Origin of the sequence: Sulfidibacter corallicola (assembly GCF_017498545.1) — a bacterium.
Taxonomy (GTDB): Bacteria; Acidobacteriota; Holophagae; order Acanthopleuribacterales; family Acanthopleuribacteraceae; genus Sulfidibacter; species Sulfidibacter corallicola.
This window is the reverse complement of record NZ_CP071793.1, coordinates 935,381-961,086: the sequence shown is the minus strand read 5'-3', so window position 1 is coordinate 961,086 and position 25,706 is coordinate 935,381. Positions and strand designations below refer to the sequence as shown.

Genomic DNA, 25,706 nt, shown 5'->3' with positions numbered 1-25,706 from the left:
TTGTGGTTTGGTGATGGTGCCGAGAATCGGGTTCGGCGAGCTCATGACAACACCTCCTCGATGGCCAAGGCCACATGCACACCCAACGGCCGCACGCCGCGAATGGCCTTGCGCACCTCGTCGATGACCGCGGGATCGATGGCCTCGTCTTGGCGCAGGCGCATCAGCCGCACCAGCACGGTCAGCTCGCGGCTTTCGCGCCAGCGCAACCGCAGCCTGGCCGCGGGCGCAAAGGCGTAGACCGAGTCCGTGCCACCCGGATCGGGACTGTACCGACCGATTTCGTAGCGACCGGGCACCGGCGCGGGTCGCAACGGCTCGGGTAGCAGCCGGCCCTCCGCCGTCCAGGCGGGCCGATCGGTGCCGGCCTCGTATTCGGGAGGTTCGGGATCTTCGTGACGCAGGTAACGCCAGGTGCTGGTGCCGGGCGGCAGCTCGGGAATGAAGGGCACACCGCCGTCGACGATGCGGTCTTCGGAGGGTTTGTAACGGGCTCGCAGGTCACTTTCGGGCACCGGGACTTGGTGGATGAATCGCTGATCCTGCCAAACGCCCAAATCGGCCCACACCGCCGGCGCGAACAGCAGGTCGCGGATCGCGTCGAAGTCGCGGGTCACGGGCACCACGGCGACCGGGGCGAATCCCTCGGCTTCGCGCCGTTCCCAACCCCCGTCGGGACCACGGACGTAGCGCCAGACACCGCGCGGCGCCGTTTCGAGCGCCACATCGTCGTCCAGGGAACCGAGCCGCAGCCAGTCGTAGATGTCGCCGTCGGGATCGGGCTGGCAGAAATCCTGACCGTCGAAGACCAGGACGCCGCGCTCGGTACAGAACCAAACCAGACCGCGCTCGTCGCGACGCATGGCCCGCACGGGTCCATCGCCAAATTCGGGAAAGGCCTGCAACACGGTTTCGTAGGTGGTGCCGCGCACGGCGAGCGCCGCGTAACGGGCAAGCCCGGCCTCGGTGCCCAGCCAGAGCGAGCCGTCATCGCCGCGGAGCACGGCGTGCACGGCCGGAAGGAACAGGTCCTCGTCGCCGGGAAGCTCCTGGGCTCCCGGCGAAAAAGGTTGCCAGTCGTCCTTTTGATCCGAACGGGCCCCGCCGGCCAGGAAGGCCCAGCGGTCGCCGTCGGGCCAATACTGGAACAGCCCCAAGGCCGTTCCCGCGAACAACATGCCGTTGGCGTCGAACGCGACCGTGAACACCGCCAGCTCCGATTGCAGATCGGGTCCCAGGCCGAACCAGGCGAAGGAACCGCCATCGGGCAGGCGGCCCAGACCACGCGAGGTGGCCAGCCAAGTCACGGATTCCCGCCGCACGATCGCGTGTACGACCAGCGTTTCGGTCCCGGCCACGAGTTCCGCCGCAAAGGCACCCCCCACGGGGAACGGATCCAGAAGCCAAGCCCCCGAATCGGTCCCCAGCCAAAGCACATCCGCTTCCATCCACATGTCGCGAACCGGTGCTGCCGTCGTGATCGCCAGGCGCCAGTCGCGGCCATCGAAGCGCCAGAGTTCGGCGCCCGCGCCGGTGTCGGTCGCCAGCCACAACACACCGTCGACCCCACGAGCGAAGGCCGTCGGCGCTCCGACAGGCGCATCCGCCACGACCGAGCGAGGCCCCCATCGCCACGGATCGGGATCCGCGTCGGGCGCGCTCTGTTGGCTGCGAGCCCGCTGCAGCGTCGCGTCGCCCAGGAACCAGGCATCGTAGGCCGGACACAGGCGCAGCACCTCGTTCGGCGCAACGGTTCCCAGGTACGCGACCGCGACGGGCGGCAGGTCGTCGTCACCGTCGTAGCGCTCCACCGCGGGATGTTCGGTGGGCTCCACTTCACCGAGAAGCGGCGCCACGCCCTCGATGTAGATCGTCGGCCGGGTGGCGCGACTGCCGCCGTTGGTCGAGATCCAACGCATCAGGGGCCCGACCATGCCAGCCGGTTCGCCGGCGGTCGCGACTTCGTGCTCGCCGAGTTCCAGAGGTGCGCCCTCCTCGATCGTGAAGCGTCGGTCGCGCGCCTCCGGTGCGGCTCCCGCTGCCACCGGCAGGGTCGCGCGTACGGCGCGGCGCAACGCCGGCACGGTCCCCAACCCCAAGCGGTAGAGCGCCACCGTGCGCCGGACCCGGTGACGGAACGCCTCGGCGGTCTCGCGCAAAACGGCGGGTTGAAATCTCGGCGTCAGGCCCAGCACCGCGGCGAGGCGACCCAGGTCGTCCACGTACCCGTGATCCGTCCGGGGCACGCCGAGCAAGTCGGGGAAGGCCGCGATCAGCACTTCGCGATTGCGCTGGATCCGGGTGGCGGCGGTGGCATCCGCCGGCAGGGGTTCGCGAAGTTCGGCGGGCAGGACGATGCCCGAAAAACGCTCCGTGGTGAAGATCACGGGCCCACGCACGGCTCGGTTCAATCCGCGCAGCAGGCGACGAATCAGCGCAGGGGTCGGGGTCGTTTCGGGCTGGTCGATCTCGGCTCGGGTTCGATCGTCGAGCGCATCACGCAGAAAGGCGACCAGTGCAGATGCCTCGATGCCTGGCGCGAGGCTCAGCGTGTCGCGCCAGCCCGCGGGATCCAGCACATCGATGGTATCGGCCGGCGTCAGCGAGATGCGCCCGGCGAGTTCCCGCTGCCGTTGGAAGTAGGGATGGTACCGGTAGCGATCCGCGTCGCGAACGGTGTGGGCCTGCATCAACCCCATCAGCTCCGAGCGCACCTGCTCCAGCTCCGCAGCGACCGCGGCAAACAACCGGCCGACGCAGTCGTTCGGTTCGGGTTCCGGCCGATACAGGCTGGGAAGTCGAGCCAACAGGTCTTCGTGGATGCTCATTCGGTAACTTCCTCCAACTGGACCAATCCCAGGGTCAACCGCTCGAAGGGGGTCCATTCGTACGCGTCGGCGCCGGCGACGAGCACGCGCGTCACGCCCGAGACCTGCGCCACCGTGAACCGCACCCGATAGGGTTGGATGGTCGTTTCGTCGGCCGCACTCATGTCGACGATGTCCGGCAGAACCAAGGTGCGCAGGAGTTCGAGGAACCCCACCGACGATGCCGGCGGCTGTTCCGTGGCATTGGCCGCGTTGAGCGCGGTGAGCGCGGCCGTCAGTGCCTGGGTTTGCGCCTCGGGATCGGGTGGCGTCGTGCCATTCGGAACGCCGATCACCACATCCAGCGTCGTGGGTAGGTTGGGATCGGCGATGTTCAATTCGCCCAACCGCGTCGGCGAACCTTGAATCGCCAACACGCCCTGCTGGCGGTCGAGCACGCTGACCGCACTGCCGTCGACCTCCCAATCGGCACGCACGATGCGCACGTCCTGCACCCCGTCGACGGCCAGGATCGCGCCGGTCAGGCGGTTGAGGCTACCGGTCGCCCGAATCGGCAGTTCCTCGAAGTAGGCCTTCACGGCATCGCGTACCGCGGCCTGCAGGTTCCGCAGGGTTTGGGCCGTGGCGGTCTCGTCGGTCGTCAGCAACAGGCTGAGGTCGACGGCACGGGGGACCACGACCTCGCCCAGCTCGACCCGAATGCCCGCCGGACGCACCTCGGCGACCGCCGTGACCAGGCGTTGATAGGTATCGGGATCGATGTGTTCCCCGAACGGAATCACCCGCACCAGGCCGGGCTCGCCGGTGTCTTCCTCGATTTCGGCCTTGACCCCCTGGCGGGCGAACACCTGGTGCAGCGCGCCCAACGTGGCCCGTTCACTGCCGTGCAGGAAATGCTTGGCGCGCGTGCGCAGTTCGCCATCGGTTTCGGCACGCGTCGAACCGGTGGTGGGCTCCGGGTTGGTCACGCCGGCGATGCCCTCGATCGGCGCCGGCAGCACCGTCAGGCTGTCGGCCGGCAGGCCCTCGTTGGTCTCCAGGTCGCGCGCCTCCACGCGAATGCCGCTCTGGCCGGCCGCCATGGTGGCCGCACCGACCGTTTCGTATTCGACGCGACCGTCCTCCGTGATGACGCGGGTCCCGGCGGAAATCGTGATGTTCCCGGTGGTGCCCCGTGCCCGAGTGAACAACAGGTCACCGGTGGCGCGCCCTTCCGGAATGCGGGCGACGCCCAACAGGGCCACGACCTTCTCCAGCTCGGCACCGGCGGCGTGATCGATGAACCCGGCGTGGTAGACCGCCTCCAGTTGCGCGTAGAGTCGCGCCACCTCGAGCGCCACCGTTTCGTTGATGGTGCGCACCACACTGCCGGTCTGCAGATCGGTCAACACCGGCAGGGCGGTTTGCGGGTAATAGCACACCTGGAACAGGGTGCCGCGATCGGGCAAGGCGCCCTTGCCGGTCCAGACCAGGGTTCGGCTATCGACCAGCTCGTAATCGGTGCCCTCGCCGAAGCGGTGGGGCTCCCCGTGAACCGCGCCGTGCACCGAAACCACGTGGGCCACCTCGGGCTTGAGCAGGTGGTGGTGCCAGGTTCCGTCACCGGGGTCGTGCTCGGGCGGGAAGCCGTGGGACTCGGCGGCGACGCCACGGGTCATCGCAGTCAACAGGTTCTCCAGGACTTCGGGATAGGTGCGGCGGCGAAAACTCATGGGGTCAACCTCAGGGTGAAGGGTCCGATGGACACGGTGTCGCGGCTTTGAACGGGCCGCACGGCGAGTTCGACGTCGATGCGATCGCGGATGTCGGGGTGGGCGCTGATCCGGAGCGCGGTCACTTCCTCGATGCGGGGCTCGCGTTGCAGGGATTCCAGAATGTAGAGCCGGGCCAGGTGGCGCACGGTCTCGCTGTTGCGGTTGCCGATGATTTCGTGCAGGCGCGAACCGAATTCGGGGTGACCCAGGGCCGCCAGCTCTCCGCGCGGCGTCAACAGCCGCACGATCACGGCCTGCGCCAGGTTGGTTCGACCCGAAACGGTGCCCAGGTCCAGCAGCCGCGCCGGTCGCCCGGTCTCGGGATCGGGCCGCGTCCGGGTGGTCTCCGCGATGTGGTAGACCGGCCGGAAGTCGCGGTGCGTCACGCGGATTTCGATGTCGCGCAGAAGGTGCTCGTCTCGTGCCACGCCGTCCTCCTCATCCACCGATGTTCACGGTGCCGGCGGCGACCACCGTGCCGATCGGCAGGTCGACCGGATCGTTGCAGGTCATGGCGGTGTCGCCGTTGCGCACGGCCGGCACGCCGTTGATGTTGACCGTGGCGCTGCCTGCGATCACGGTGGCCTTGTTGCTGGGCTCCGTCTGGAAAGGGCCCTGGTCGGGCACATGCGGTGGATCGTTGTCGGCGCTGCAACCCTGGATCGCCGCCGGCTTGCCCTCGATGTTGACGTCTCCACTGAGCCCCGCGTTCAACGGACCCGAGAACGGGCTGGGCAGCGGCGTCGCGACCGGCCCGCCCGGCGAGGGGACCATTTGGATGTGGGTGTCCTGGGCTTGTACGAGATCGTCTTGCTTGGCTGCCGGTTGGCTCATGGCGGGCTCCTGTGCGGGTTTTGGTTCGGGGACCTCAGTTGATGTTGACCACACCGCCCCGAAGAATCAGTTCCGTGTCGGCATTGATTTCGATGTTGGTGCCTTCCATCGTCACGCTGTCGGCCTTGATCTTCAGCTCGCTCTGGGTTTCCAGGTTGACCGTGCCGTCGCGGTCGATCTGGAGGGTGACCTTGTCGCCGTCCACCAGCAGCCGAACCACCGGATCGTCGTCCTGGAGATCGATTTCGAGACCGGCTCCCAGCTTCAGCGACAGGGAACGCGCCTCACCGCTGGAGACCACCGCCTGGACGGCCTCGTCCTCGGCGGCGCCCAGGGGCAGGTGCAGGACCCACTGACCGTCGGCGTTCGGCGGGGGCCGGTCTTCGTCGTTGTAGAAGGCGCCCTGAATGACGGGCGCGTTGACGTCACCGCCGAGGAAGTGAACCAGGACCAGGCTGCCGGACGGCGGAATGGCGGCCAGGCCGGGCCGCGCGGTGGCGACGGGCACGCGTTCCAGCACGATGCCCGAGTTACGCAACACCACGGTGCAGGCGTAGTTGTCCTCGTCGCCCTCGTCCGCGTGGGGATGGATCTCCTGGACCACGGCCAGTTCGGCGCTGCGGTAACGCGCCATCTCCTGGCGCACGATCTGACGAATCGTGTGAAAAAGATCCGAACTCAAAACAGACCTCCCAGCAACGAATCCGAGGCGCCGGCCCGCACCCCGTCGATGACGGAGACGAACCCGCGCCGCACGTCGAACCGGTGTTGCACGGCGTGAATCAGGAAGACACCGTTGAGGGACTCGGACGGCGCCTCGAGAATTTCGACCAACACACCCGGTCCCAGAGCCGCGGTCCCCGGCACCGTGGCCCGCAGGCGATCGGCGCCCGCGGTCGCGCGATTCAACCGGTTCGTGGCCACCGTCTCGCAGGATTCCCCGGAGCGCAGGGCACCGTCGTCGATGGGCACGAAGGGCGCCTCACCCATTTCGGCACGCACACCGCCGGGGTCCTTGACCAGCCAGTTCCAGGCGTTGGTGCCCTGGCTGCCGGCGGCTCCCTCGCCGGTTGCCCGAATCCCGACAGGATGGGGCGACGCGCTGCTCGCCCGGGCGGATATCAGATCGACACCGTAAGAGAAGGCGATCTCGGCCGGTTCCTCCGGCGGCTCGCGGAAATGCAGCACGTCCTCCGAGTCCAGGTAGAGCAGGAATCCGTGGCGCGTGGCCAGCTCGGCACAATGGCTCCAGGCCGACCGTCCCCCATCGACCACGTACGCCGGCAACGACAGGCCGTCCTCCACCGTGCCGGTGTCGATGCCGCCCTCGCCCGCCAGTGCCGTCACGATCCCACCGGCGGTCTCGCCGTAGTAGGAAGCCTCCACCCGCAGCCGCGCCAGGCGCGCACCACCGTTGGCCAGGCCAATCCGCGTGCCGCCGTCCAAACTTTTCGAAATGCGGTCGATCCATCCGGTGAACACGGTTTCCATCTCCCCGTCGGCGTAGCCCAGCGACACCGTGCAGGTTTCGCCCAGCTCGGGTTCGGCGGACCCGAAGGAAAGCAAGCCCGCGGGCGGCGAGGGTCCCAACGACAGCTCCACGTAGTCCACCGCGTCACCCAAGCCCCGCGCGATGCGCACCGCGGTCAAGCTGTCGCCTTCGAAACCGCCATCGAAGGCCAACTGGCACGCGGGCCGGCGATATTGAGTGCGAGGTGGACTGTCGAAAAAAGGAAGCATGTCACCGTTCCTTTGCGGGATGGATCGCGGACGGGTTCACAGGACGAGCGCCAGCGGGAAGCGTTGAGAGCGAAAGATTTCGGGTGTATCACCCGTGCCGGTGAACTGGACCTCCACCGTCAGGACGGGTGCGGCGATGCCCTCGGGTTCGAAGTTCCACACCTCGGAAGTCAGCAGGTTGCGCGTCACCTGGTCGGAGCTCACCTCGGTCGGGGTATCTCCGTCCGTGGCGAAAGTGAATCGAACCGAACCGGCATCGGCGAACCAGGGCACGCCGATCGTCGGGACCTCGACCCGAACCCCAGTGCCGGGACGTAGGGCGTACGCGCCACCGACCGCGCGGGGCAGCGCCTCGCCGGTTTCGGTCACGAGGCGCACGGCCGAGGCCTGGTAAATCGCCTGACGCGGCTGAATCGCCACGCCCAGCAGCAGGTCGCGGGCATCCCGCGCCGCGAGGTATTTTTCCGGTTCGGCCGCACCGCCGAGTTCGGCCATCAGGGCTTGACCGCCAAAGCGTTGGCGCGTCTGCGCGACATCCGGCATCGCCGTGGAAACCGTGAGCAAGCCTCCCACGAAATCCAAGGTTTCCTGGTCGACGTTCAGGTCTTCGGCGGAGCCGAACGCACGCGCGATCATCGTGTCCAGGTTGGCCGGGGAGAGGCCGAACCCGGTGGCGACCATCGCGGCCGCCTCACCCCGGGTGATCGCGAAATCGGCTCGAGCCAGGTTGGCGAGCGGCGTGTCGAAGGCCAGCGTTTGCAACACGTTGGCCTCGATCGACGCATGCCCGGAGGGATAGCCGGCCACGCGGGCGAAGGTGTCGCGAAGTGCCGTGACGAATTGGTTGCGGGTCAGCCCGTTGCGGGCGTCCTCGATGGCCTCGGTGGCCGTAGCCAGCAGGGCGCCGCTGCGGGTGGTGGCGATGCCGGTCACCGCTTCGAGGAAATCCCGAATCTCCTGCTCCGAGACGGCATCGCCGGCGTCGGCCGCGTCGGCGGCCAGCACCGCCTCCACGGCGGGAGTCCGGCCCCAAACGCGCCGCATCAGGTTCTGGAACTTCAGTTTACTCACAGCGGTTCGGAAGTCACGATAGGTTTCCGCCATCGCGATCGCCATCGCCTCACCGGCGCGCCGCTTGAACCACCGGCGCGAAAGCATCCGACCGTCCTGCTCGTTGTTGTGGAACCCGACTTCGAGCAGAGCGACCGGAAAAGGGTTGGTGATCAATGCCCTACTCCAGCCACCGCCGCCGGGGTTGGTATCGACGGCGATGAAAGTTCCCGAGATGGTCTGGTGGAAATTGGGCTGGGTTTCGCGTATGTCGGAGTCGCTTTTTCGGCTGGTGCTCGCCCGGCTGCGAAGCCGGATGCGCTCGTGCAACCGCAATTGAACCAGGTCGGCGAAGTTCATGCCCAGAGTGTTGGTTTCGGCGGTACTGCTGGGCGTGGCCCGGCGCTGCAACCAGAAGCGGGAGATCCCGCGCGCGGTGCCATTGTTGGCGTTGGTGTGGATCGCCAGGATCATGTCCAGTTCCTGTTGGTTGTTCTCCAGGTGGGCCGCCAGGTTGCGTCGGGCGACAATGCCCTTGTCCTCGTGCCCGCCACTGGCAGGGTTCCCCAGCCCCGTACCGATCACGACCGGCGAGTTATCGGCGCCCAGGAAATAAACCGGGTTCTGTTGGTACAACCGAGGAAAGCCGAAAAGGGTGCCGACGACGAAGGTGTCGGTCGCACGGAAGGTGACACCGGGTCGTTGGAGATCGCGCACCTCGCGTACGTTGTGGGCCTCCATCCCGGAAGCCTCGAGTACCGCCATCACGCGGGCCGACATGTCGGCGTCGCTGTTGTCCTCCAAGGCCCCGTAGATGGGGGAACCGCGGGTGGAGGCCCAATCCGTGACCACGTCGCGGGCCACACTGTTGTCGTTCAGGAAACCGTGGCCGGGCATCAGCAGGACGCGGCCGCCCAGGACCGCCAATAAATGAGGAACCGGCGCCGACAGCAGCGGCACGAACTGACCGTAGAGCGCGCGTTTGGTTCGGTCGGCTTCCTCGGCGGGCGTCGTGTGCACGCTGGCCAGGTCGGCCAGGGTGACCGTGTCGAAGTGCCACAGCGGTTGGGCGCCGGCCGGGCCGTTGGCCGTGATCTCTTCGGTCGGAACGGTGATGGCCGGCGAGAACATGCGCGTTTTTTCCAGCAGTTCCACCTGGCGCAAGGTGGCGGTGGTGTCTTCCCAGGTGCCGGACCCCAGGTCGATGCCGCGTTCGATCTTGCGGGCATCGAGCACGTATTCCCGCGCGCCGTGAAAGAAGGGCCAGGATTCGGAGCCATTGGTGGGTGTGCCCAAGACCGCCAGGTCGCGGAAGAAACGCACGTCCAGCTCGGCGCGGAACCGTTCGCGAACCTCGCGGGCATAGGCGGACTGGCGGTCCGGTGCGCCGAAGATGGGCGCCAGCGGCAGCAGGTGCAGATCGCAGTCGCCGACCTGCCACTGGATGGCGTCCAGGGTCAATTGGATGCCGCTGGGTGTCTCCCCGTCGATGGCGTCCCGCGTTTCCGGCTGGGCGCCGGGCCGCAAGATCACCGGCGGTGTGGCGGGGTCCGCATTGGCGGGTCGCGAACTGACCAGCACTTCCCCACCCCAACCAATACCGGCGGTGGCGTCGCTGAGGTAATAGCGGTGCAGCACGATTTGGTACCAGGTATCGAAGACGTTGCTGAACTTCCCGGAATCGTTGAAATTGGCGCCGGAGATGGCCCGCAATTCATGGTGCTCGGTGCGAACCGCGAACTCGGGCACGTCCGGACCCTCGGGCTCGACGGGTCCCGCGCCCCACAGGAACCAGCGCTTGCCCGGGCTTAGGTCGAGGTATTTCAGTTCATAGGCGCCGTCGTCGGCTGTATGGGTCTCGCCCTCATCATCGACGGTGTTGGTTCCCGGTTGCACGGACGCGAGCAGATCGGTCCGCGCGGCCAGGTCGGCCCAGGCCTTGGTATCGGCGGGACGCTGGGCACCGGTCGCCCCCTCCGCCAGCGGCACGGCGTAGACGCGCTTGCCGGCCAACGGGGTGCCCGGGTAGGTCTGGGTGTTCTCCCGGCTGTCCGGCCAGCGCAGGATCCCGCGAACTTTGTGGACCGTCACCGGGATCGGATCCAGATCGAAACCGGTGGCGCGTTCGGGGTCGCTCTCCTTGGCGCGGGTCTGTTGGACCACGACGGCACCGCTGCCCGGCTCGCTCAGCCGCAGCTCCACTTGACCCTGAGCCTCGCCGATCTGGAGGTCCAACTCCAACCGCACGATGCCCAACCGTTCGATCACCAGCTTTTGGGTGCCCAGTTTGAAACGGCCGGTCAGGGTGAAGGTCCCGTCGGCGGCACTCACCGCGTCACCACCGGCCACCAATCGAGCCCCGCTCACGGGCTCCGCGGTCGAAGCGCGGAACGGATAGGCGTCGTGCAAAGCGCCGCGCAGCTCCAAGAAGACGTTTTCGGGCACCGGCGAGGGCGTCACCGCCTGGCTCAGCACCAACAGCATGCGCGTGGCGGGCAGGCGCGCGGTGAACCGGTCTTTGACCGCGAACAGGAAATCGGTGTAGGTCTCGCCGGCACCGCCGAGCACGGCCGTCCCCCACCAGCCGATGACCGTGAGCCGCGGCTGCGGCGTGGAGGCTTCCAGAATCAGGAAACGCTGGTGGAAGTCGCCCGCATAGACGCGCTTGAAGGCCGCCACCGCCTGCAGCGGCGCCTCGCCATCCGCCAACCGGTGAACGTGAACCTCCTGCTGGTGATTCTCCAGGAACCCGGACACGGCTCCGAACGCCGCCGTGTGGCGCGCCACGATTTGGGCGTCGTCGGTGCCGAGCAGGTGCTGGTGGTCCGCCACGAAAAAGGCGAAGGGGCTCTGGTCGTTCAGCCAGAAGGGCGGTCGATCCATGGTGAAGGTCATTTCGATCAGATCGCCACTCTGGATTTCGGTGTCGGCAATGCGCGCGACATCCCGCGTCCATTTCAGATCGGCGCGCAGGAAGGGCGCGCGGTAGACGGCCATGTCACCGGGCTGGTCCTCGTCTTCCGGTTGGAAATACACACAAATGACGGCGGTGCCGGACTCCTGGCCGGAACCCATCAGGGTCACGGTGTCCGAGTCGTCTCCCCTACCCGTGAACACCAGGTGCGGTGTCGCCGAGACCCAACGCCAGGTACCTTCGCCGCCGGGAGTCGCGATCGCCTTGAGCCGGGGACCCGCGCCGAAGAACAGGATCGGCGGCGGGTCGGAGGTGCCGTCCGCAGCGCGAATGACCGTGCTCGGGAAGGTATCCGTGGCGGCCTTCACGCTCAGGTGGAACACCTCCCACTCGTCCTGGGCGATATGCGCGGTCAGCAGCACATCGGGCTCGTCGCCGTCGGTCCGCACGGTCGGGTTCAGCTCGATCAAGCCCACGAAATCGCCGTCGAGCGCCATGGTGTCGGTGTCGGGTTGGCCGTCGGCACCCTTGAAGAGCACGCGACCCGAAGTGGAGTCGGAGACCGGAGCCAATTTCAAGGTCAGCCGGCCGCTGCCGCTGGGCCAAGTGCAGGACACGAAGAGCGGGCCGATCTGGCCCTCGATAAACAGGCTGTCGCAGATGTAGCGGGCGGTGGCCGGGAACTCCGGCGCGCACCAGGTGCTGGTGGCGTAACCCACGGGCATGTCCTTAAGCGGCATGGGCAACCTCCACACATGGGACCGGCACGGCTGCGCCCGGCGACATCGGTGCAATTCCGATCATCACGATTCCACCTCGAAGGGCACCCGGTGCCGGATGTGGGCACCCCAGTTGCCGATAGTGGTGCCGGCCGTCCGCCAGGACTTGCAGAACAGGCGTGCCTGGTGGAGGAAGAGCCGGCGCAAGGTGATCTCGCGGGTGTCGGTGGGCTCCGGTGGCGAAAATATTTGGTCCCGTTCGAAATCGGGTTGGTACTCGATCGTGAGGATTTCTTCGGAGATCGGCGCGGGCACCTGGTCCGGCCGGAACCGAACGCGCAGGTTGCCGGAGCCGTCGGTCTGGGTGAGGGTTTCCCGATCGGGTGGCCCGGGGTTGGGATCGATGCGACCGCGCGCCGAGGGCGGGACGGGATTGCTCAGGACGGTAAAGCGGTTGATGTCGTCGTTGCAGGAAAGGCGAATGGCGTAGTTTTCCAGTGGGTCACCGTGGATATCCGTCAGCCGAATGGCCAGGATCGCGGCACCGTCGGCCGCCACGTCGACCGAATCCCAATCGTCGAGCTCGTCGTCCTCTTCCTCGTGGGTCACGGCCATGCGCGGCATCAGCATGTTGTGGAGCTCGAAGAACGCGTAGACCATCTGCAGGAACCCCGGTTGGTTGTCCTTGACCGAGCGAAGCAGACTGGTGAGGTAGAAGCGCGAGAGGTCGTCCCATTCGTCGGAGGGCCACATGCGGAAGGGTCGCCAGAAGAAATCGACGAATCGCCGCGAGGCCTCCTCGGAAAAGGGCACGTTGAAGTAGTGCCAAAATGCGGGGTTGTCCGCGAAGCCGATGCCGGGATTGATCAGCAGGTTCTGGAACTGGTACAGCATGTTGGTCAGGTAGCCTTCGCTGAAAAGCCCCTGGCCGGGTTCGTCGAAAATCGGCACGGGACTGGTGAACGGCCCTCCGTAGAGAAACACCTCGCGATCGTCTTCTTCCAGTTCGTCCAGGTCCTGGGTGGAAAAGGCGGGGCGCGCGAAATAGCCTCTCTGGCGATGCATCATGCCGTACTCGCTGCCCCAGGAGGCCTGAAAAAAGGAGGCGAAGCCCTCGCTGAACACCTTGGTCTGGTTGTGGATTTGCCTGCGGCTGTGGCTGCCGCCGATTTGGATCAGGCCGATGATGGAAAGCGGTGGGTGGCTGCCGTCGGCCTTGGCCACGACGTGGTGGCCGACCTCGTGCACCGTGTTGCCGTTGTCCCAACCGTCGCCGCCGCGACCGCGTCCGTCGTCGTCCAGATTGACGTCCATAAAGTAGTAGGAACCCGGGTTGACCAAATGGGTGATCATATCGAAGACGTACAGTCGGTTGGAGACATGGTGCCCCCAGTGAAAGGGGTTGGCTTCGGCCGTGAGCGCCCGCAGCCAGGTCTGGAATTCACGCACCACGCGCAGGACGTTGATGGCCTCGGCGGTGCGATCGCCGGAGATGATCGCTTCGTGGGTGTAGCGGTCGCCGAGGAATTCGGACGATTCCGGCGAGGTGTAGGTCTGGGTCTCGTCGAAGATGCTCACGTCGCCGACCTGAACGGTCACCTCCAGTTCGGGCCAGGTGACGACAGTTTCCAGGCGCACCTCGAGATCCGGCAGGTTGTCGACGCCGGTGTGGCGGCCGATCTCGAAGAAGTTGCCGACCCAGCGGGTGCAGGTACGCATGAGGCGGACGCGGTGGCGGCCCGTGTCGGCGATCGCCAGCAGGCCTTCCGCATCCACGACGGCCCGCGAGGGTAGATGGGGCCGAACCTGCAGCTCCAGGTCCCGATTGTAGATGCGGCGATCCTCCAGGTCCTGGTTGAGCAGGTTCTCGAAATCCCAATAGGCCGTCAGCGATTCGGTCGCACCGACCTGGTGATCGGGAGTCAGGCGATAGACCTTGGCCTGGGTGGAATCGGTCACCAGCAACCTTTGATCGTGGTCGACCGAGATGCCGATCGGGTGTTGCAGCGTCTCGCTGAACTGATCGAGACGAATCGCGCCCAGGTAGGCATCGCTGGCGTCGTAACGCACGATCTCCTGCTGAAGGGTGTTGGTGATGTAGAGAAAACCCGCGTCATCGAAAACCAGGTCGTGGGGTCTCTCGAACGTCTGCGGCGGCGGATCCAGCGTTTTTTGGAAGACGCCGGCAAGCGAGAACACCTGGATGCGGTTGTTCTCGGTGTCGGCGATGTACAGCGCCTCGCCGGCATCGTCGTTCCGGATGGCCAGCCCATGGGGGCCGTCCAAGTGGGCGTCGTCGTTGCCGCTGGTGCCGTCCACCCCGATCAGGACCGTCGGCGCACCGCCCTGGAACAGCCGCACCACGTGGCGATCGCGATCGGCTACGCACAGGGTGCCGTCACTGGCGAGGGCCAGGCCCACCGGGGTTCTCAGGTCGGGATGGGTCAAAGTGGCGCCGGCTTCGAGTTCCAGCACCCGGTTGGCGTTGCGGCTGAAGCGCAGCACCCGTCGATTGCCGGTATCGCTGACCCACAGGCGTTGCTCGCCGTCCAGCATGACGTAGGCCGGCGCCTGCATGTGGGTCGGGTGGGTGCGGTCGTGCCAGGGCTCGCCCAGCGGGCGCGGGTCGTCGGCTCCGGTGCGGGCCGAGCCGTCGGCGTCGAAGACCTCGGCGTGCAACACCCGTCCGGCGTTCTCGTCGGCCACCGTGATGCGGCCGCGCGGGTCCATCGCCAAGCCGACCGGCGTCACGTCGGCACCGTCGATTTGGGGGATCCAGGTCTTCAGTTCGGTGCCGCTTCGCGAATCGAGCCGCACGATTCGGTGGTTGTCCTTGTCGGCCACGTAGAGAAAGTGGCGCGTGACGTCGACGACCACGGCCACGGGTTGATCGAATTCGCCCGAACCGGATCCGGCCGAGAAGTCGGGTTTGCCCACCAGGCCCTGGGGATCGAAGGAATCGTTGGCGCGGTCGTAGGTCCAGTGGGAAACGCGGTTCAGGCCCGGGTCGGCCACCCAGATGTTGTTCGCGGCATCGACCGCCACGTCCAGCGGCTGCTGGAACTGGTCGGGACCATTGCCCTGACTGCCGAAGCGCGTCTTGAAATGCAGCTCGACCCGCGGCGATTCGGCAAAGAGTCGCGCCTTCGGAACTGCGCTGGTGATGACCACCTCGAACACCAGGATTTCGCCCAATCCGCTGTTGGCCACCAACAGAAGCTCGGTGCCCTCCAGGTCGGGATGGGGCAGCACGGCCATGCCCGCCGGCTGGCTGAGAATGAAGCCGCCGGTGCCCATCACACTGACGACACTGTCGATACTGAACAGGCCACCCAGAGGGTTGTAGCGCATCTGGGGCACGTAGATCGACAGGAAGTTGCCGCCGCGATCGCTGAGAAACACGTTCCCGTGGCCGTCCGGCGCCAGGCCCGCGGGCTGCACGAAATTTTGGTTGCGCGGATCGCCCAGGGTTTCGAAATAGGTCCCGTCGGGATAGAAGCGGTGGACTTGGTTGTCGTCGCACAGCAACACGAACCCCTCGTGGTGGGAACCCAGCGGTCCCACTTGGCCGTAGCTCCCGCCACCCAGGTTGCCGACCGGCAAGCCGGGTGGATCGACGATCGGCGCCAGGTCGTCGATGGCGATCGAGCCCACCGCGATCGAATCCCAGGCGTGGTAGGTGGTGGGCCATTCGTCGAAAAACGGCAATGCCCCGTCCACGTCGCCGACTTCGATGACCTGACCCAGGCCGTCGCGACCGAAACCGCTCAGTCCATCGTCCGGGTTGAAAATCTGGAACACCCCGGGCGAGTCCACGTCCACCAGCCGCAGCCGGCCGCAGTCTTCCGGCAGCGCCATCGGGTTGCGCAGGCCCGAAGGGTGGAAGTCGGCGTACGACAGGCGCAGTTCCGCTTCCAGGCCGATGTGGATGACGAACGGGTTGGCGGGGTCGGCGTGTTCGGCGATCAGCGGTACGGGATCGCCGTAGTGGTGGGTCGTCGCCCAGATCGCGGGCAGCACCAGGTCCGCGCCGCGCTGGGTGCCCAGGCTGCGATCGGCCTCGTCCAGCTCGATTTCGAAATAGGGAATCAGATCGCCTTCCCCGCCCTCTTCATGGGTAATCGGCACCGTCACCAGGCCCTGGGCGTCGGTGGTATGGGCGCCGCCGCTGATTTCGGGATTGCCGAAACTGCCGTCGTGGAACACGCGCACCCGGGCCTGGGGCACGGGAATGCGCTCGCCGGCGGAGGGATCGAAGGTCACGATTATCAAGTGAACGTCTGTTTCCATGGAGTCATCTCGAAGGGTGGGTTGCGGGGCGGCGGTCGTGGAGGACGAGGTCGGGAAAATGGGGAGCCGGAGCGGGGAACGCGGGATTCACAGGGCGATCGACACCGAGACGCCACCTCCGCCCACGACGGTCTTGGCGGTGCCGAGCATGGTGTCGAATTCGGTTTCGACCTCGCGCAACGCGGCGAGGAAGGCGGCCTGCAGTTCGGCCAGTTTTTCGTCGACCGGGCTCAGGATGATGCGGAAATCGATGTCGGCGAGCAGCGCCGCAATCGCCTCCCAGGCCTGGCGCAAGGGTTCCTCGAGGCGGGCCCGCAGGTCGAGCCCGGTCAGGATCTGCTGGATCTGCTCGAAGGGTGCCTGCAACCCCGCCAACAGCACCGAGGGTTTGGTATTCTCGACGACGGCCGTGACTTCTTCGAACAATGGGTTCAGCGCCTCGATCAGGCGACTGGGATCGAGAGCCGATACGACAGCGCGAATGTCGTCGAGCGCCTGGTCGATGCCGCCCGCCACGAAGTCGATGCGAATCAAATCGACCGTTCCCTTGATGCGATCCAGCGTGGTGCGCACCTGATCGAGGCCTTCCGCAAATCCCAGTGCCTCAACCTGGTCGAGCACGGCCTGGTAGGTGGCATCCAGTTCGGCCGCGAGTTCGCGGGGATCGACGGGAATCAACCGGTCCACGATCTCGTTGAAGCGCGCGTCCAGGTCGTCGAGGAACCGCAACGGGTTGGCGCGCCGCATCAGCGCCTTGAACGCTTCGGGATCGGTCAGGCGTTGGGCGTAGGGCGGCAGCAGCCCCTCGATTTTTTCGCGGAAGACGGCGTACAGGTCGGTCAAATCGAACGCGGCCACGTTGGTCTTGGCGGCGGCCAAGGCGTCCTGAAGCGCGCGCAACTCCTGCACCGTGGGCCCCAGGTAGATGCCGGGGTCGACCACGGACAACGCTTGCAGACGGGCATCGCTGCCGCCGGCGCTGACCTGGGTTTTCACGTCGAAGAAACTGCCTTCCAGACGTTGATGGACGTTGGCCAGATCCAAGGTCGCGACCGCGGCTTCGACGGCCTCGATCTTGGCGATCACCAGCGCCCGCAATTCCTGGGGCTCCAGTTTGGCGAGCAGGGAAAGCGGCTCCGCGAACAGCCCGTGAATGGCCTCGACGGTCTCCTCCTGCACCGTTTCCACCAGGTCCAGCAGCGGCTGCGCCATTTGGGTCACCGGCTCGAACACCACGCTCGGACGGAAGCGATCGATCTCGGCGACCAACCGGTCCCAATCGGCCATGAGGCCGTCCAACAGTTCGGAGGGCCGGATCTCGCGCAGATCGGTCTTGACCTGCTCCAGCGAATCGGAAAGCTCGCGGATCGGCGCTTCGATGTCGAAGTCGCGAATCTGGTCCTTGAACTGGGAGAGGGCGTCGTCGAGCGGCGCCACAAGCTGGGCGCCCTGCAAGGCGTCCAGCGGGGCGATCGCCCGCTGGAAACCCGCCACCAGGGGTTGCAGCAACGCATCGGGGCCGAGGGCCTGCAGGGGCTCCATCAGGAATCGTTGGTGGATTTCGTCGAGCGGGGCGAACAGTTGCGAAATATCCAGTTGGGACACGACCTGCTCGATCACGTCGAACGCCTGGAGCAGGGCCTCCACCAGGCGTTCGGGCCCCAACTCCTCCAGCTTTTCGAGGGCCTCCTCGTAACGGCGCTGCAGCTCCTCGATGGCCGCGGCCGGGACCGCGCGCACCTCGGCGAACTGGTCTTCGAGCGGTTGCGAGATGGTGACGGTGAAATCGATGTCGATGATGACGTCGAGTGCCGCGGCCAGGGCGGCGCGCAACATGTCGTTGAGTTCATCGGCGTTGACCTTGCCGAGTTTATCCGAGTTGCTCTTCAGCTCGGTGACGATCGGGTCGACCACCACCGAAAAATCGATCGGCAGCAGCGTGTCGAGGATTTCGTCGACCTTGGCGCGCAGGGCCTCCATCAAATCGCCGATCTGCAGGCCATCCATGAAGTCGGCGAAGTCCTGGACCCCCTGGACCGCCGTGGTGACGGCGCCGTCCACCGTCTCGCCCACCGGCGTCAGCAGCTCGTCCAGAGACTGCAGGAAGCTGTCGATCCCGCTTTGGAAATCGTGCAGCATGCCGGCGAGGCTGGGCGAATCGGGGCTGTTGGGGTCGCCGCCGATCGCCACCTTCGCCTGGTTCAGGGTATCGCGCAGGCCATTCTCGAAATTGAAGTGGAAGGTGCCCGCGTCGTCGAAGCTGCCCAGGGCGCTCAACGCCTCGCGCAGTTGGGCCAGCAGGGAGTCGAAGGCGCCGCCGGCCTGCTCGATCAGATCGGAAATCTGGTCCTGCAAATCGATCACCGCTCGATCGATCTCCCCAAGGCTGGCCAGGAGCTGGTCGCCCACGGTGTCGATTTGGGCCTCGGCCAGCGCGTCGCGGGTCGACTCGAAGAAACCCAGCACTTCCGTGCGCACGACGCTCAGGTCGATGTCCGCGATGGCTTCGTCGATGCGGTCCAGCAGGGCGTCGTAGGGGCTCTCGATGTTGCGGGCCTCGGTGACGGCGACACTTTCGCCCTGTTCGAAGAGCTCGCGCAGCCAGGCCTCCAGGCCACCGGGTTGGAAGATCGGCGAGCGGGTGATGCCCAAGAGGACGCTCATGAAGGGACGCAAGGTGCGCTGCAGGGCGAGGACGCGATCCTGTCCCGCCAGGACCGCGTCGCGGAAGCCGGCGTCGTCTCCCGCGAGCGCGCCGTTCAGGTCCACGTAGATCAGATCCAACTCGCCGATGACCGAGCCCAGGTCGGTCAGGCCGGCTTGCGGCAGCACGCTGTCCGGATAGCTCTCGACAGCTTGGAAGAAGTGGCGCACGGGGCTGAGCCCGAACATCTCGAAGATCTGGTTGGCCGCCCGCTGCAGCACCGCGACCAGGAAGGCCGCGGGATCCGGGGACGATTGACCTTCGACGATGAGTGGCAGGATTTCGCGGACCTGGAGTTCCAGGGCGCGCATCCAACTGATGATGACCTGCGCGTCTTCACCGCCCAGCTTGGCCAGGGCACCGAGGATCTGGTCCAGGAGCGAGGCGAACACCGAGGCCCGGTTTTGGGGGATGCCCTGGGAAATCGTTTGAATCGTCGTCAGCAGGCGCTGAATGTCATCGAGCCAATCACCGGCGAAGGCGCCCTGCGCCACATCGAGCCGTTCCAGGAAGCCCGCGAACACGGCCAGGTCTTCCACCTGGAAGCCGTCTTCGAGGGCTTCGTACAGCGTCTGGATTTGTGCGATCGCCTCGCTGGGGTTGAAGTTCAGCAACTGGCCGGATTGCCCCTCGAATTGAACTTCGATCGTGGCCACGCTGTTCGTCGGGCCGCCCACCGTCAGGCTCGCGGCACCTTGCAGGCCCGTGCCGCCCGTCCCGTTCGCCCCGGCTTCCCCGCGCAATGCGATGATGCCGCCAAACGCGGTTTCCAGGGTTTCGATTTGGGCGTGAATGGATCCGTCAGGCATGGTGGTTTCCGTTCCGGTCAGGTATCGCTGCCGAAGATTGTCTTGAAGGGTTCGAGCGCGTCGCCCAAGCCACTGGTGGCGTTCGTGATACCGTCCACGGCTTGGGTCAGCGGCGGCGTGGGATCGCCGATGTCGGGGATCGAGCCGAGCCCGTCGAGGAGGTCGAGCGCGCCCGAGAGACTGTCGAGGAAGTCGCCGGCCAGGTCCAACAAGCCCAGATCGAGATCGCCGAAGGGATCCGGGTCGGGCGGCGGGGGCGGGCTTTCGTGCAGGTGGATTCGGTAGTGGATCACATCCGGGTCGGCGCTGCTTTCGCACATGTGCAGCCGCGTCACCACCACGTACTGGACTTCCGTTGCGGTGAGGATATCGGCCACGAAGGTCATCGGCTCACCCGCCTTGTATTTCTCGCGCAGCGATTCCAAAAAGGTGTCGCGCGCTTCGTCGCCGTAGAGACTGCCCTCGATCAGAATGCCGGTCGGGGCGGTATCCAGGTCTTGAAACAGGCTGCCGATCCGGCCCGGAACCGGAAATTCGGCGAAGTGTCGGTGTTCGAGCGTTTCGATCCGCGAGATGCGCGGGATTTCCCAGTTGTCGAGAAGGGGTTTGACGTTCATGGCGCTACCGTGCTCGCCGATCGAGGCTCAATGGATGTCGAGCCCGTGGCGGCGGGCCTGTTCGATCAGGATGTCGTTGAGTTGGTCTGCGATTTCGTGGGGATCGAGCGGGTGGGCTCTCGTGGCGGGGTGCGCGAAGGGTTCTCGCGGATGGATGGAAGCAGCGGGGTTCGCGGTGGGCTCCGGTCCCAGCGAAAAGGGTCCGGTTTCCGAGTTGGGCGTCGGGTGCTCAGGATGCCCGCGCCGTCCCCGATCGGCGCCGGCGGACTCGGCGTAAAGGGCCGCACCATCGCCATGCAAGCGGTCGACACTCGGGGATCGGTTCTCGGCCCCGGAAGCCCTGGCGGCATTGGGATTGGCAGGCTCGCGGTTCCGGGGGAAGAGCGGAACCGGGTCGCGATGCACCCTTTGGTGGCTGTCCCCTTCCAATCGATGCGCCCTTTGGTGGCCGTGCTCGTTTGACCGGATGGATCGCTTTGGGTGGCTGTCCTCATTCAATCGCGGGGCATCGAAGCGTTTCGGGGTTTGGTGGCCGGTCTCGTTTGATCGATTCACTGTTTGATGGGTGTCCCCATCTGGCCCACCTGATCGATGTGCCCTTTGGTGGCTGTCCTCATTCGATCGGTCGCGCCTCGACGCGGAAGCCGCCGGCGCGCCGAGGCTTTGGCGATGCCGCTTGGCGTCGACGCAATCGGTTTCCACCAAATTCGCGGTCGATCCCCCGGAACCGGACCCACGGCGGTAGCCGCCCATGAGCTCTCGCGTCAGCGACGAAAGCGGGCCCGTGGGTTCATCGGGCGCGGATGTGGCGGAGGCCGCGCCAGGAGACAGCGACGGTTCGGGCGGATTCGGGCACCTGTCCCCTTTCGCGCTTCTTTCGCCGGCGTCCGCCAAACGGAACGGCAGCGGTTGGGCCGGTAAATCGCCGACACTTCGGTCCGAATCCTGGGTGAGCCGTTCGACCAACACTTCCAACAGGGCCAACGGTGCCTGGAACGCCAGGCGGTGCGTTTGCGGATCGGGCACGGATTGTAACCCGAGGCCGCCACCCGCCGGAGGCGACACGGCCGTTTTCGCGTCGGGCACCGTGAGATCCGGTGATTCGGCCGAAACCCGTTCGGGCGGTCCCGAAGGCGACGAGTCCCGATGTGGACCGGAAGGTGCCGTCACCTGGGTGTCCGGCCCGGACGTCCGCGTGGAAGGGGCGATGCCGCGCGCCAGGGTTTGCGCCATGGCCGCCAAACCGGCTCGGGGCGATCGCGGAGCCGATGGGGCGAACAGATCGCGTCCGTTGGAGAGCTGCGGGCCCGCCTTGGATCCGGGGTCCGTCCTGTTCGCGGGGCCCGGATCCACGTCGCTGGCCTTGGCCGAATTCACCGTCGATCCATCGAGCGCGGGTTGGGTCTTTCGCGAACCGCCTTCCTCGATCGAGGAACGGCGGGTTGTGGCTGCACGCGCCCCGATCGCGCCGGGCTCGTCCGCGCGTCGCGCCGCCCCGGAGGTCTCGTCGGCGCCCGCTTCCCGTTGCACGGTCAGGCCGAGATGATCGAACGGCGAACCCATCCGCAACGGCAATTCGGCGCGAAGCCAGGCCGCGAGATCGTCGGCTTCCAGCAACGGCGCCAACCGCCGTTCCAGTTGCGGATCCAGCGCGGCCGCGGTCAGGCGGAACGCGCGCACGGCCGCACCGATCGGGTTGGGTTCGGCTCGATGACTCACGTCGCCCCCTCGTGGAGCATTTGCAGGTGCAGCAGCACCTGACCCAGGGTGAGTTCGTTGACCTGGCTGGGGGTCCACCCGTATTCACGGGCCAGGATGTGGGCCGCCCGGGCCAGGGGCGCCTCGGCTTGGCGGCTCAATTCGTCGGCCGTGGTCGTGATCCCGCTGATCCGGTTGACCTGTTCCAACAGATACTGCACCAGACCCACGTGCATGGCCCCGATCTGGGTCACGCCCAGTTCCGGTTCCACCAGCGCCTGCTTGACCATCAGGGTCGCCGTCAGATTGTCCTTTTCGCGCGCGGCCCGAGTGATGAGCTGCAGGTCGCGCACGTTCAGCGGCCGCAGGCGCACGACCAGCGGCTTGTCCGGCAGCGCCTTGTCCGGGTCGGGTTGGAGGACGTGGGCCGGGATCTCGATTTCATAGGTCAGATCGGCCCCCGCCAACAATTCTTCCGAGGTAAGCATCAGCCCTCGTCCTGAACCGTGAGCGAAGCCGCCATGAACCCCACCTTCTCCATGACGAACTGGTCCTCGGGGATCTCGTAGACCCAGTTCGCCAGCTTCACGTCGTGCAGGGTGACGGTGTTTTGCACGCCGTCGGTGGCCGGATTGGCCAGCAGCAGGGTGATGTTGAAGGCCGGCTGGATGAAGGCCCCGGCCGGGCGGCTGTTGGCGCCCTCGCCGAGCAGCAGCTTCAACAAGGCACCGTTGATGAAGGCCCGCCCGATCGAGCCGGAAATGGACACGTTGCCCGGTCGCAGTTGGGTGGGAAAGCGCTGGCCCAGCTCGTGGAACGCTTTCAGATCGGTGTGGACCTCGACGCGCACGCCGGTCGCGCGCCCCACCGAGATCAGTTCGTTCTCGTTGATGATGGCGTCCGCGGCCTCGCCTTCCGCCCCGCTGGGCACGGAAAGGGTGATCGAGCCGTCGGCGCCGGTGTAGACGCTGGTATTGGCCATGGTCGAATCCTCCAAAGACGTTGAGTCGGTTTATTCGAGGGTCAGGGTGACGGCCACGAAGTCGATGCTGAAGGTGGGTCGCAGGCGCAGGTTGACGATCGCCCGATTGGCGATTTCGTCGGCGCGGGTGGCGGTGACTTCGAGGTCGTAGCCGGTCAGCGCCTCGCCCTGGACCATGGTGTCGAGGAAGCCCTGAATGGCGCCCTGCAGCGCTTTGCGCACGCGCACGTTGTTCAGGCGGCCCAAGAAGGTGTTGCCGACTTTGCGCACGCCGGCCTTGGCGAAGTCCACGATGCGACGCGTGCTGATCTGGCGGAAGGGCAAGCCGTCTTTCTGCTCGGTGGTCACGCCGCGCACGATGCGGACCCCGCCGCGGTTCTCGAGGACCAGGACCCCACCGTTGATCAACGCGGTCAACTCGCCGTAATTGAAGGTCTGGCCCAGTTTCGTCACGCCGGGCAGGCCCTTGTTGGTGGGACTGGTGGCCACGCTGAGCGAGCTGAGCAGGCCGGCCACGGCGGCGGCGGTGTAGGTGCCCGGCAGGCTGACCTCGACCATGTCCACCTTGCCCGCCTGGTTGGTACGCGGTTCCTTGACGATCAGGCCCGGCGCACAGAAGACGAGCCGGTCGTTGACCGTCACCTGGCCGGTGATGTTGGCCACCGTGCTCTGATCGGTGCCGACGATCGCCATCATATCCTTGCCGTGGGTCTCGTTGTTCTCCACCAGCGCGCGCAGGATGGTCGAGGCGTCGGCCGCGCCCGATTCCGGCAGGACCAGAATGTTCACGTCGTCTTTGACCAGTTCCGCGAATTGGGCGTTGATGTTTTGGGCCGTGAAGGTTTCGGTGTCCTCGACACCTTCCGCATCGGTCGGCGCCAGTGCGCGGGCGTAGATCGTGCGGGCACCGTTGGCGAACAACAGCTCCAGCGCACGCACCAGGTTGTGCTTTTTCGTCTCGAAGCTGTCGTAGGGTCCGAACGCGTTCACGGCCGACCGGAAGTCGGTCAGGATCTCCGTGGTGCCGTAGCCTTTGGCGGCGGTGCCGACGATGCCGATGTTGCCGGTGGAAATGCCGCCGGCGCTGATCAGGCCCTCGGCGCGAACGCGGATGAACGTACCGGGAACCACCAGGCTCCCGAAGTCAATATCTTCAGCCATGAAGTCCAAACCTCCCGTTGGGTACGCCCTTTCGCGACCGCGTCGAACGCGCGGAGCGGGGCCGCGAAGACCCTGGTCCGGGCCGAACCTCACGCACGACGGGTGGGCCGGAAAGGACCGGGCGAACGTTGATGCATGCTGACAAGGTCGGGATATGTCACGTATCTGCGGCTTAGGGCGGTGGTGGGACCTCGAACGACTCGCTCGCATGGGGCGCCTGGCCCGTTTCGACGTGAAGGTTCACGGGTATGCGATCGATGGCGGCGTCCGCGGCCTCGGGGTGTTTGGTGAACTCGTAATCGATCTTGAAGTGGAGCTGGCCCTGTTGGAGCCCGGACTGGGCGGTCGAAGGCATCGAAAGGACCGAATCGTCACAGGCGATGTGGCGCACGCCGTGGACGACGCGATCGCCGCGACCGATGCCCAGCAGGGCGCGGCGCAGCGAGGCGCAGCGGGAGAAGAAGGTGTCGCGATCGGCGGTGGTAATCGAGAACACCAGGCGGCAGCGCAGGCGGCGAGCGGTGATCTCCCCGGGCGGGTCCGCCTGAAGGCCGACGAAACCACCGATCCCGCTCGGGCCGTAATCCAGCGGCAGCAGGTGCAGTGAAGCGTCCGCCGCGTCACCGGTTTGGGGGAACCCCGTCAGGGTCCGCACCGAAGCTTCCAAAGCTTGAAGCGCCTGGTCATACAATAGGTCCATGAAGTGCCTACGCGATAACCCGCGGCGAACGATTCGGAAGAAACGCTCAACTCGGGCATATAGGTACATTTCGGCAAATCGGAACATTTGCCGACGAGGGGTGATGGAGCAAAAAAGGTGAATATCGAGAAGGAGGGGATAACCCAACATTAGATTCGAGGCAATTTGATGTCAACCCCGTAAGTTTCTCTTTTGCCGAAGTTCACTTCTCGAATCGAGTGTCACCGCGTCGAAATGCTCGCAATTCACCGCCCGTCGCCTTCACTCGATGCGGGTGTAGGTCAGGATGTAGGCGGGTCGCGCCCAGGTGGCTCCGCCGTCGTGGGATTGCTGGACCACCTTGACGAATCGGTTCTTGCCGATGTCCTTGTCGGTTTCCCGCGACATGTAGGGTTCCTTGGCGGTATAGCCGGCGTACACCAGGGTCACCATTTCGCCGTCGCGCCAGAAGGAATCACTGCTGACCCAGCGTTGGTCGCGCGCGTTGACGAAGGAATTGACCCAGCGCTTGCGTTCGCTGTGCCAGGCTTTGAGTTGGGTCGAAAAGAAGGCCTTGCCCCGATTCACCGAAAAGGTCGTTTGAAAGGTGCGCCCATCCTCGAGGTAGCGGCCGATGGAAATGATCGGCCCCTGGGTCTCCATCGGTTTCAAGTGACCCTGCTCGTCGCGAGCTTCGATGGTCACCAGCCATTTCCCGCGACAGTACTGGAACTGGGCCGCCTCGGGCACCGCCGCATCGGGTTCGCCATAGGGATGGGCGGCCGTTTCCCCACCCCAGAACAAGGTCAATCCGATCACCATCATCAAGCTCGAACACATGCTGCACCACCTGTTTCGTTTGCCGAATATTCGCCGTTTCGCGGAGCCGCGCGACAGGGGCCCGGTCCGACATCCCGGCACCGAGCG

General features: G+C 66.0%; 16 protein-coding genes. All 16 read right to left on the bottom strand.

Going from position 1 to position 25,706, the window contains the following annotated elements; all coding sequences use genetic code 11:
• Window positions 1-41: 41 nt before the first annotated feature.
• Window positions 42-2,828: a ligand-binding sensor domain-containing protein gene (locus tag J3U87_RS02740; RefSeq protein ID WP_237381494.1), complete on the bottom strand. Its 2,787-nt coding sequence runs from the start codon at window positions 2,826-2,828 to the stop codon at window positions 42-44.
• Window positions 2,825-4,540 carry a baseplate J/gp47 family protein gene (locus J3U87_RS02735; protein WP_237381493.1) on the bottom strand — a complete coding sequence of 572 codons (1,716 nt, stop codon included), beginning with the start codon at window positions 4,538-4,540 and terminating at the stop codon, window positions 2,825-2,827. Before J3U87_RS02735 ends, J3U87_RS02740 begins: the two co-directional genes overlap by 4 nt.
• The gene (locus J3U87_RS02730) at window positions 4,537-5,010 is read right to left on the bottom strand and encodes a hypothetical protein (protein ID WP_237381492.1); all 474 of its coding nucleotides are present in this window, start codon (window positions 5,008-5,010) and stop codon (window positions 4,537-4,539) included. The genes J3U87_RS02735 and J3U87_RS02730 overlap by 4 nt, the downstream gene beginning before the upstream one ends.
• Before the next feature lie 10 nt (window positions 5,011-5,020).
• Window positions 5,021-5,416, bottom strand: a complete 396-nt coding sequence (locus J3U87_RS02725) for a PAAR domain-containing protein (protein ID WP_237381491.1) — start codon at window positions 5,414-5,416, stop codon at window positions 5,021-5,023.
• Between the two features lie 34 nt (window positions 5,417-5,450).
• Window positions 5,451-6,098 carry a hypothetical protein gene (locus J3U87_RS02720; RefSeq protein WP_237381490.1) on the bottom strand — a complete coding sequence of 216 codons (648 nt, stop codon included), beginning with the start codon at window positions 6,096-6,098 and terminating at the stop codon, window positions 5,451-5,453.
• The gene (locus J3U87_RS02715) at window positions 6,095-7,156 is read right to left on the bottom strand and encodes a hypothetical protein (RefSeq protein ID WP_237381489.1); all 1,062 of its coding nucleotides are present in this window, start codon (window positions 7,154-7,156) and stop codon (window positions 6,095-6,097) included. Before J3U87_RS02715 ends, J3U87_RS02720 begins: the two co-directional genes overlap by 4 nt.
• Before the next feature lie 36 nt (window positions 7,157-7,192).
• On the bottom strand, window positions 7,193-11,860 hold the full coding sequence (locus tag J3U87_RS02710; protein ID WP_237381488.1) for an N-acetylmuramoyl-L-alanine amidase: 4,668 nt from the start codon (window positions 11,858-11,860) through the stop codon (window positions 7,193-7,195).
• 63 nt (window positions 11,861-11,923) lie between these two features.
• A complete protein-coding gene (locus J3U87_RS02705) occupies window positions 11,924-16,129 on the bottom strand; it encodes an NHL repeat-containing protein (RefSeq protein WP_237381487.1) in 4,206 nt (1,401 codons plus the stop codon).
• A gap of 87 nt (window positions 16,130-16,216) precedes the next feature.
• A complete protein-coding gene (locus J3U87_RS02700; protein ID WP_237381486.1) occupies window positions 16,217-19,642 on the bottom strand; it encodes a hypothetical protein in 3,426 nt (1,141 codons plus the stop codon).
• Window positions 19,643-19,659: 17 nt separating this feature from the next.
• Window positions 19,660-20,259, bottom strand: a complete 600-nt coding sequence (locus J3U87_RS02695) for a hypothetical protein (RefSeq protein WP_237381485.1) — start codon at window positions 20,257-20,259, stop codon at window positions 19,660-19,662.
• A gap of 27 nt (window positions 20,260-20,286) precedes the next feature.
• Window positions 20,287-21,978 carry a hypothetical protein gene (locus J3U87_RS02690; protein WP_237381484.1) on the bottom strand — a complete coding sequence of 564 codons (1,692 nt, stop codon included), beginning with the start codon at window positions 21,976-21,978 and terminating at the stop codon, window positions 20,287-20,289.
• Complete coding sequence (locus tag J3U87_RS02685) at window positions 21,975-22,445, bottom strand: hypothetical protein (protein ID WP_237381483.1); 471 nt, start codon at window positions 22,443-22,445, stop codon at window positions 21,975-21,977. Before J3U87_RS02685 ends, J3U87_RS02690 begins: the two co-directional genes overlap by 4 nt.
• Window positions 22,445-22,939: a hypothetical protein gene (locus J3U87_RS02680; RefSeq protein ID WP_237381482.1), complete on the bottom strand. Its 495-nt coding sequence runs from the start codon at window positions 22,937-22,939 to the stop codon at window positions 22,445-22,447. The genes J3U87_RS02685 and J3U87_RS02680 overlap by 1 nt, the downstream gene beginning before the upstream one ends.
• A 30-nt stretch (window positions 22,940-22,969) precedes the next feature.
• On the bottom strand, window positions 22,970-24,100 hold the full coding sequence (locus tag J3U87_RS02675) for a phage tail sheath subtilisin-like domain-containing protein (protein WP_237381481.1): 1,131 nt from the start codon (window positions 24,098-24,100) through the stop codon (window positions 22,970-22,972).
• A 172-nt stretch (window positions 24,101-24,272) separates the two neighbouring features.
• Window positions 24,273-24,800 (bottom strand): hypothetical protein, encoded by a 528-nt coding sequence (locus J3U87_RS02670; protein ID WP_237381480.1) that lies wholly within the window; start codon window positions 24,798-24,800, stop codon window positions 24,273-24,275.
• Window positions 24,801-25,061: 261 nt separating this feature from the next.
• Window positions 25,062-25,619, bottom strand: a complete 558-nt coding sequence (locus tag J3U87_RS02665) for a hypothetical protein (protein WP_237381479.1) — start codon at window positions 25,617-25,619, stop codon at window positions 25,062-25,064.
• Between the last annotated feature and the right edge of the window lie 87 nt (window positions 25,620-25,706).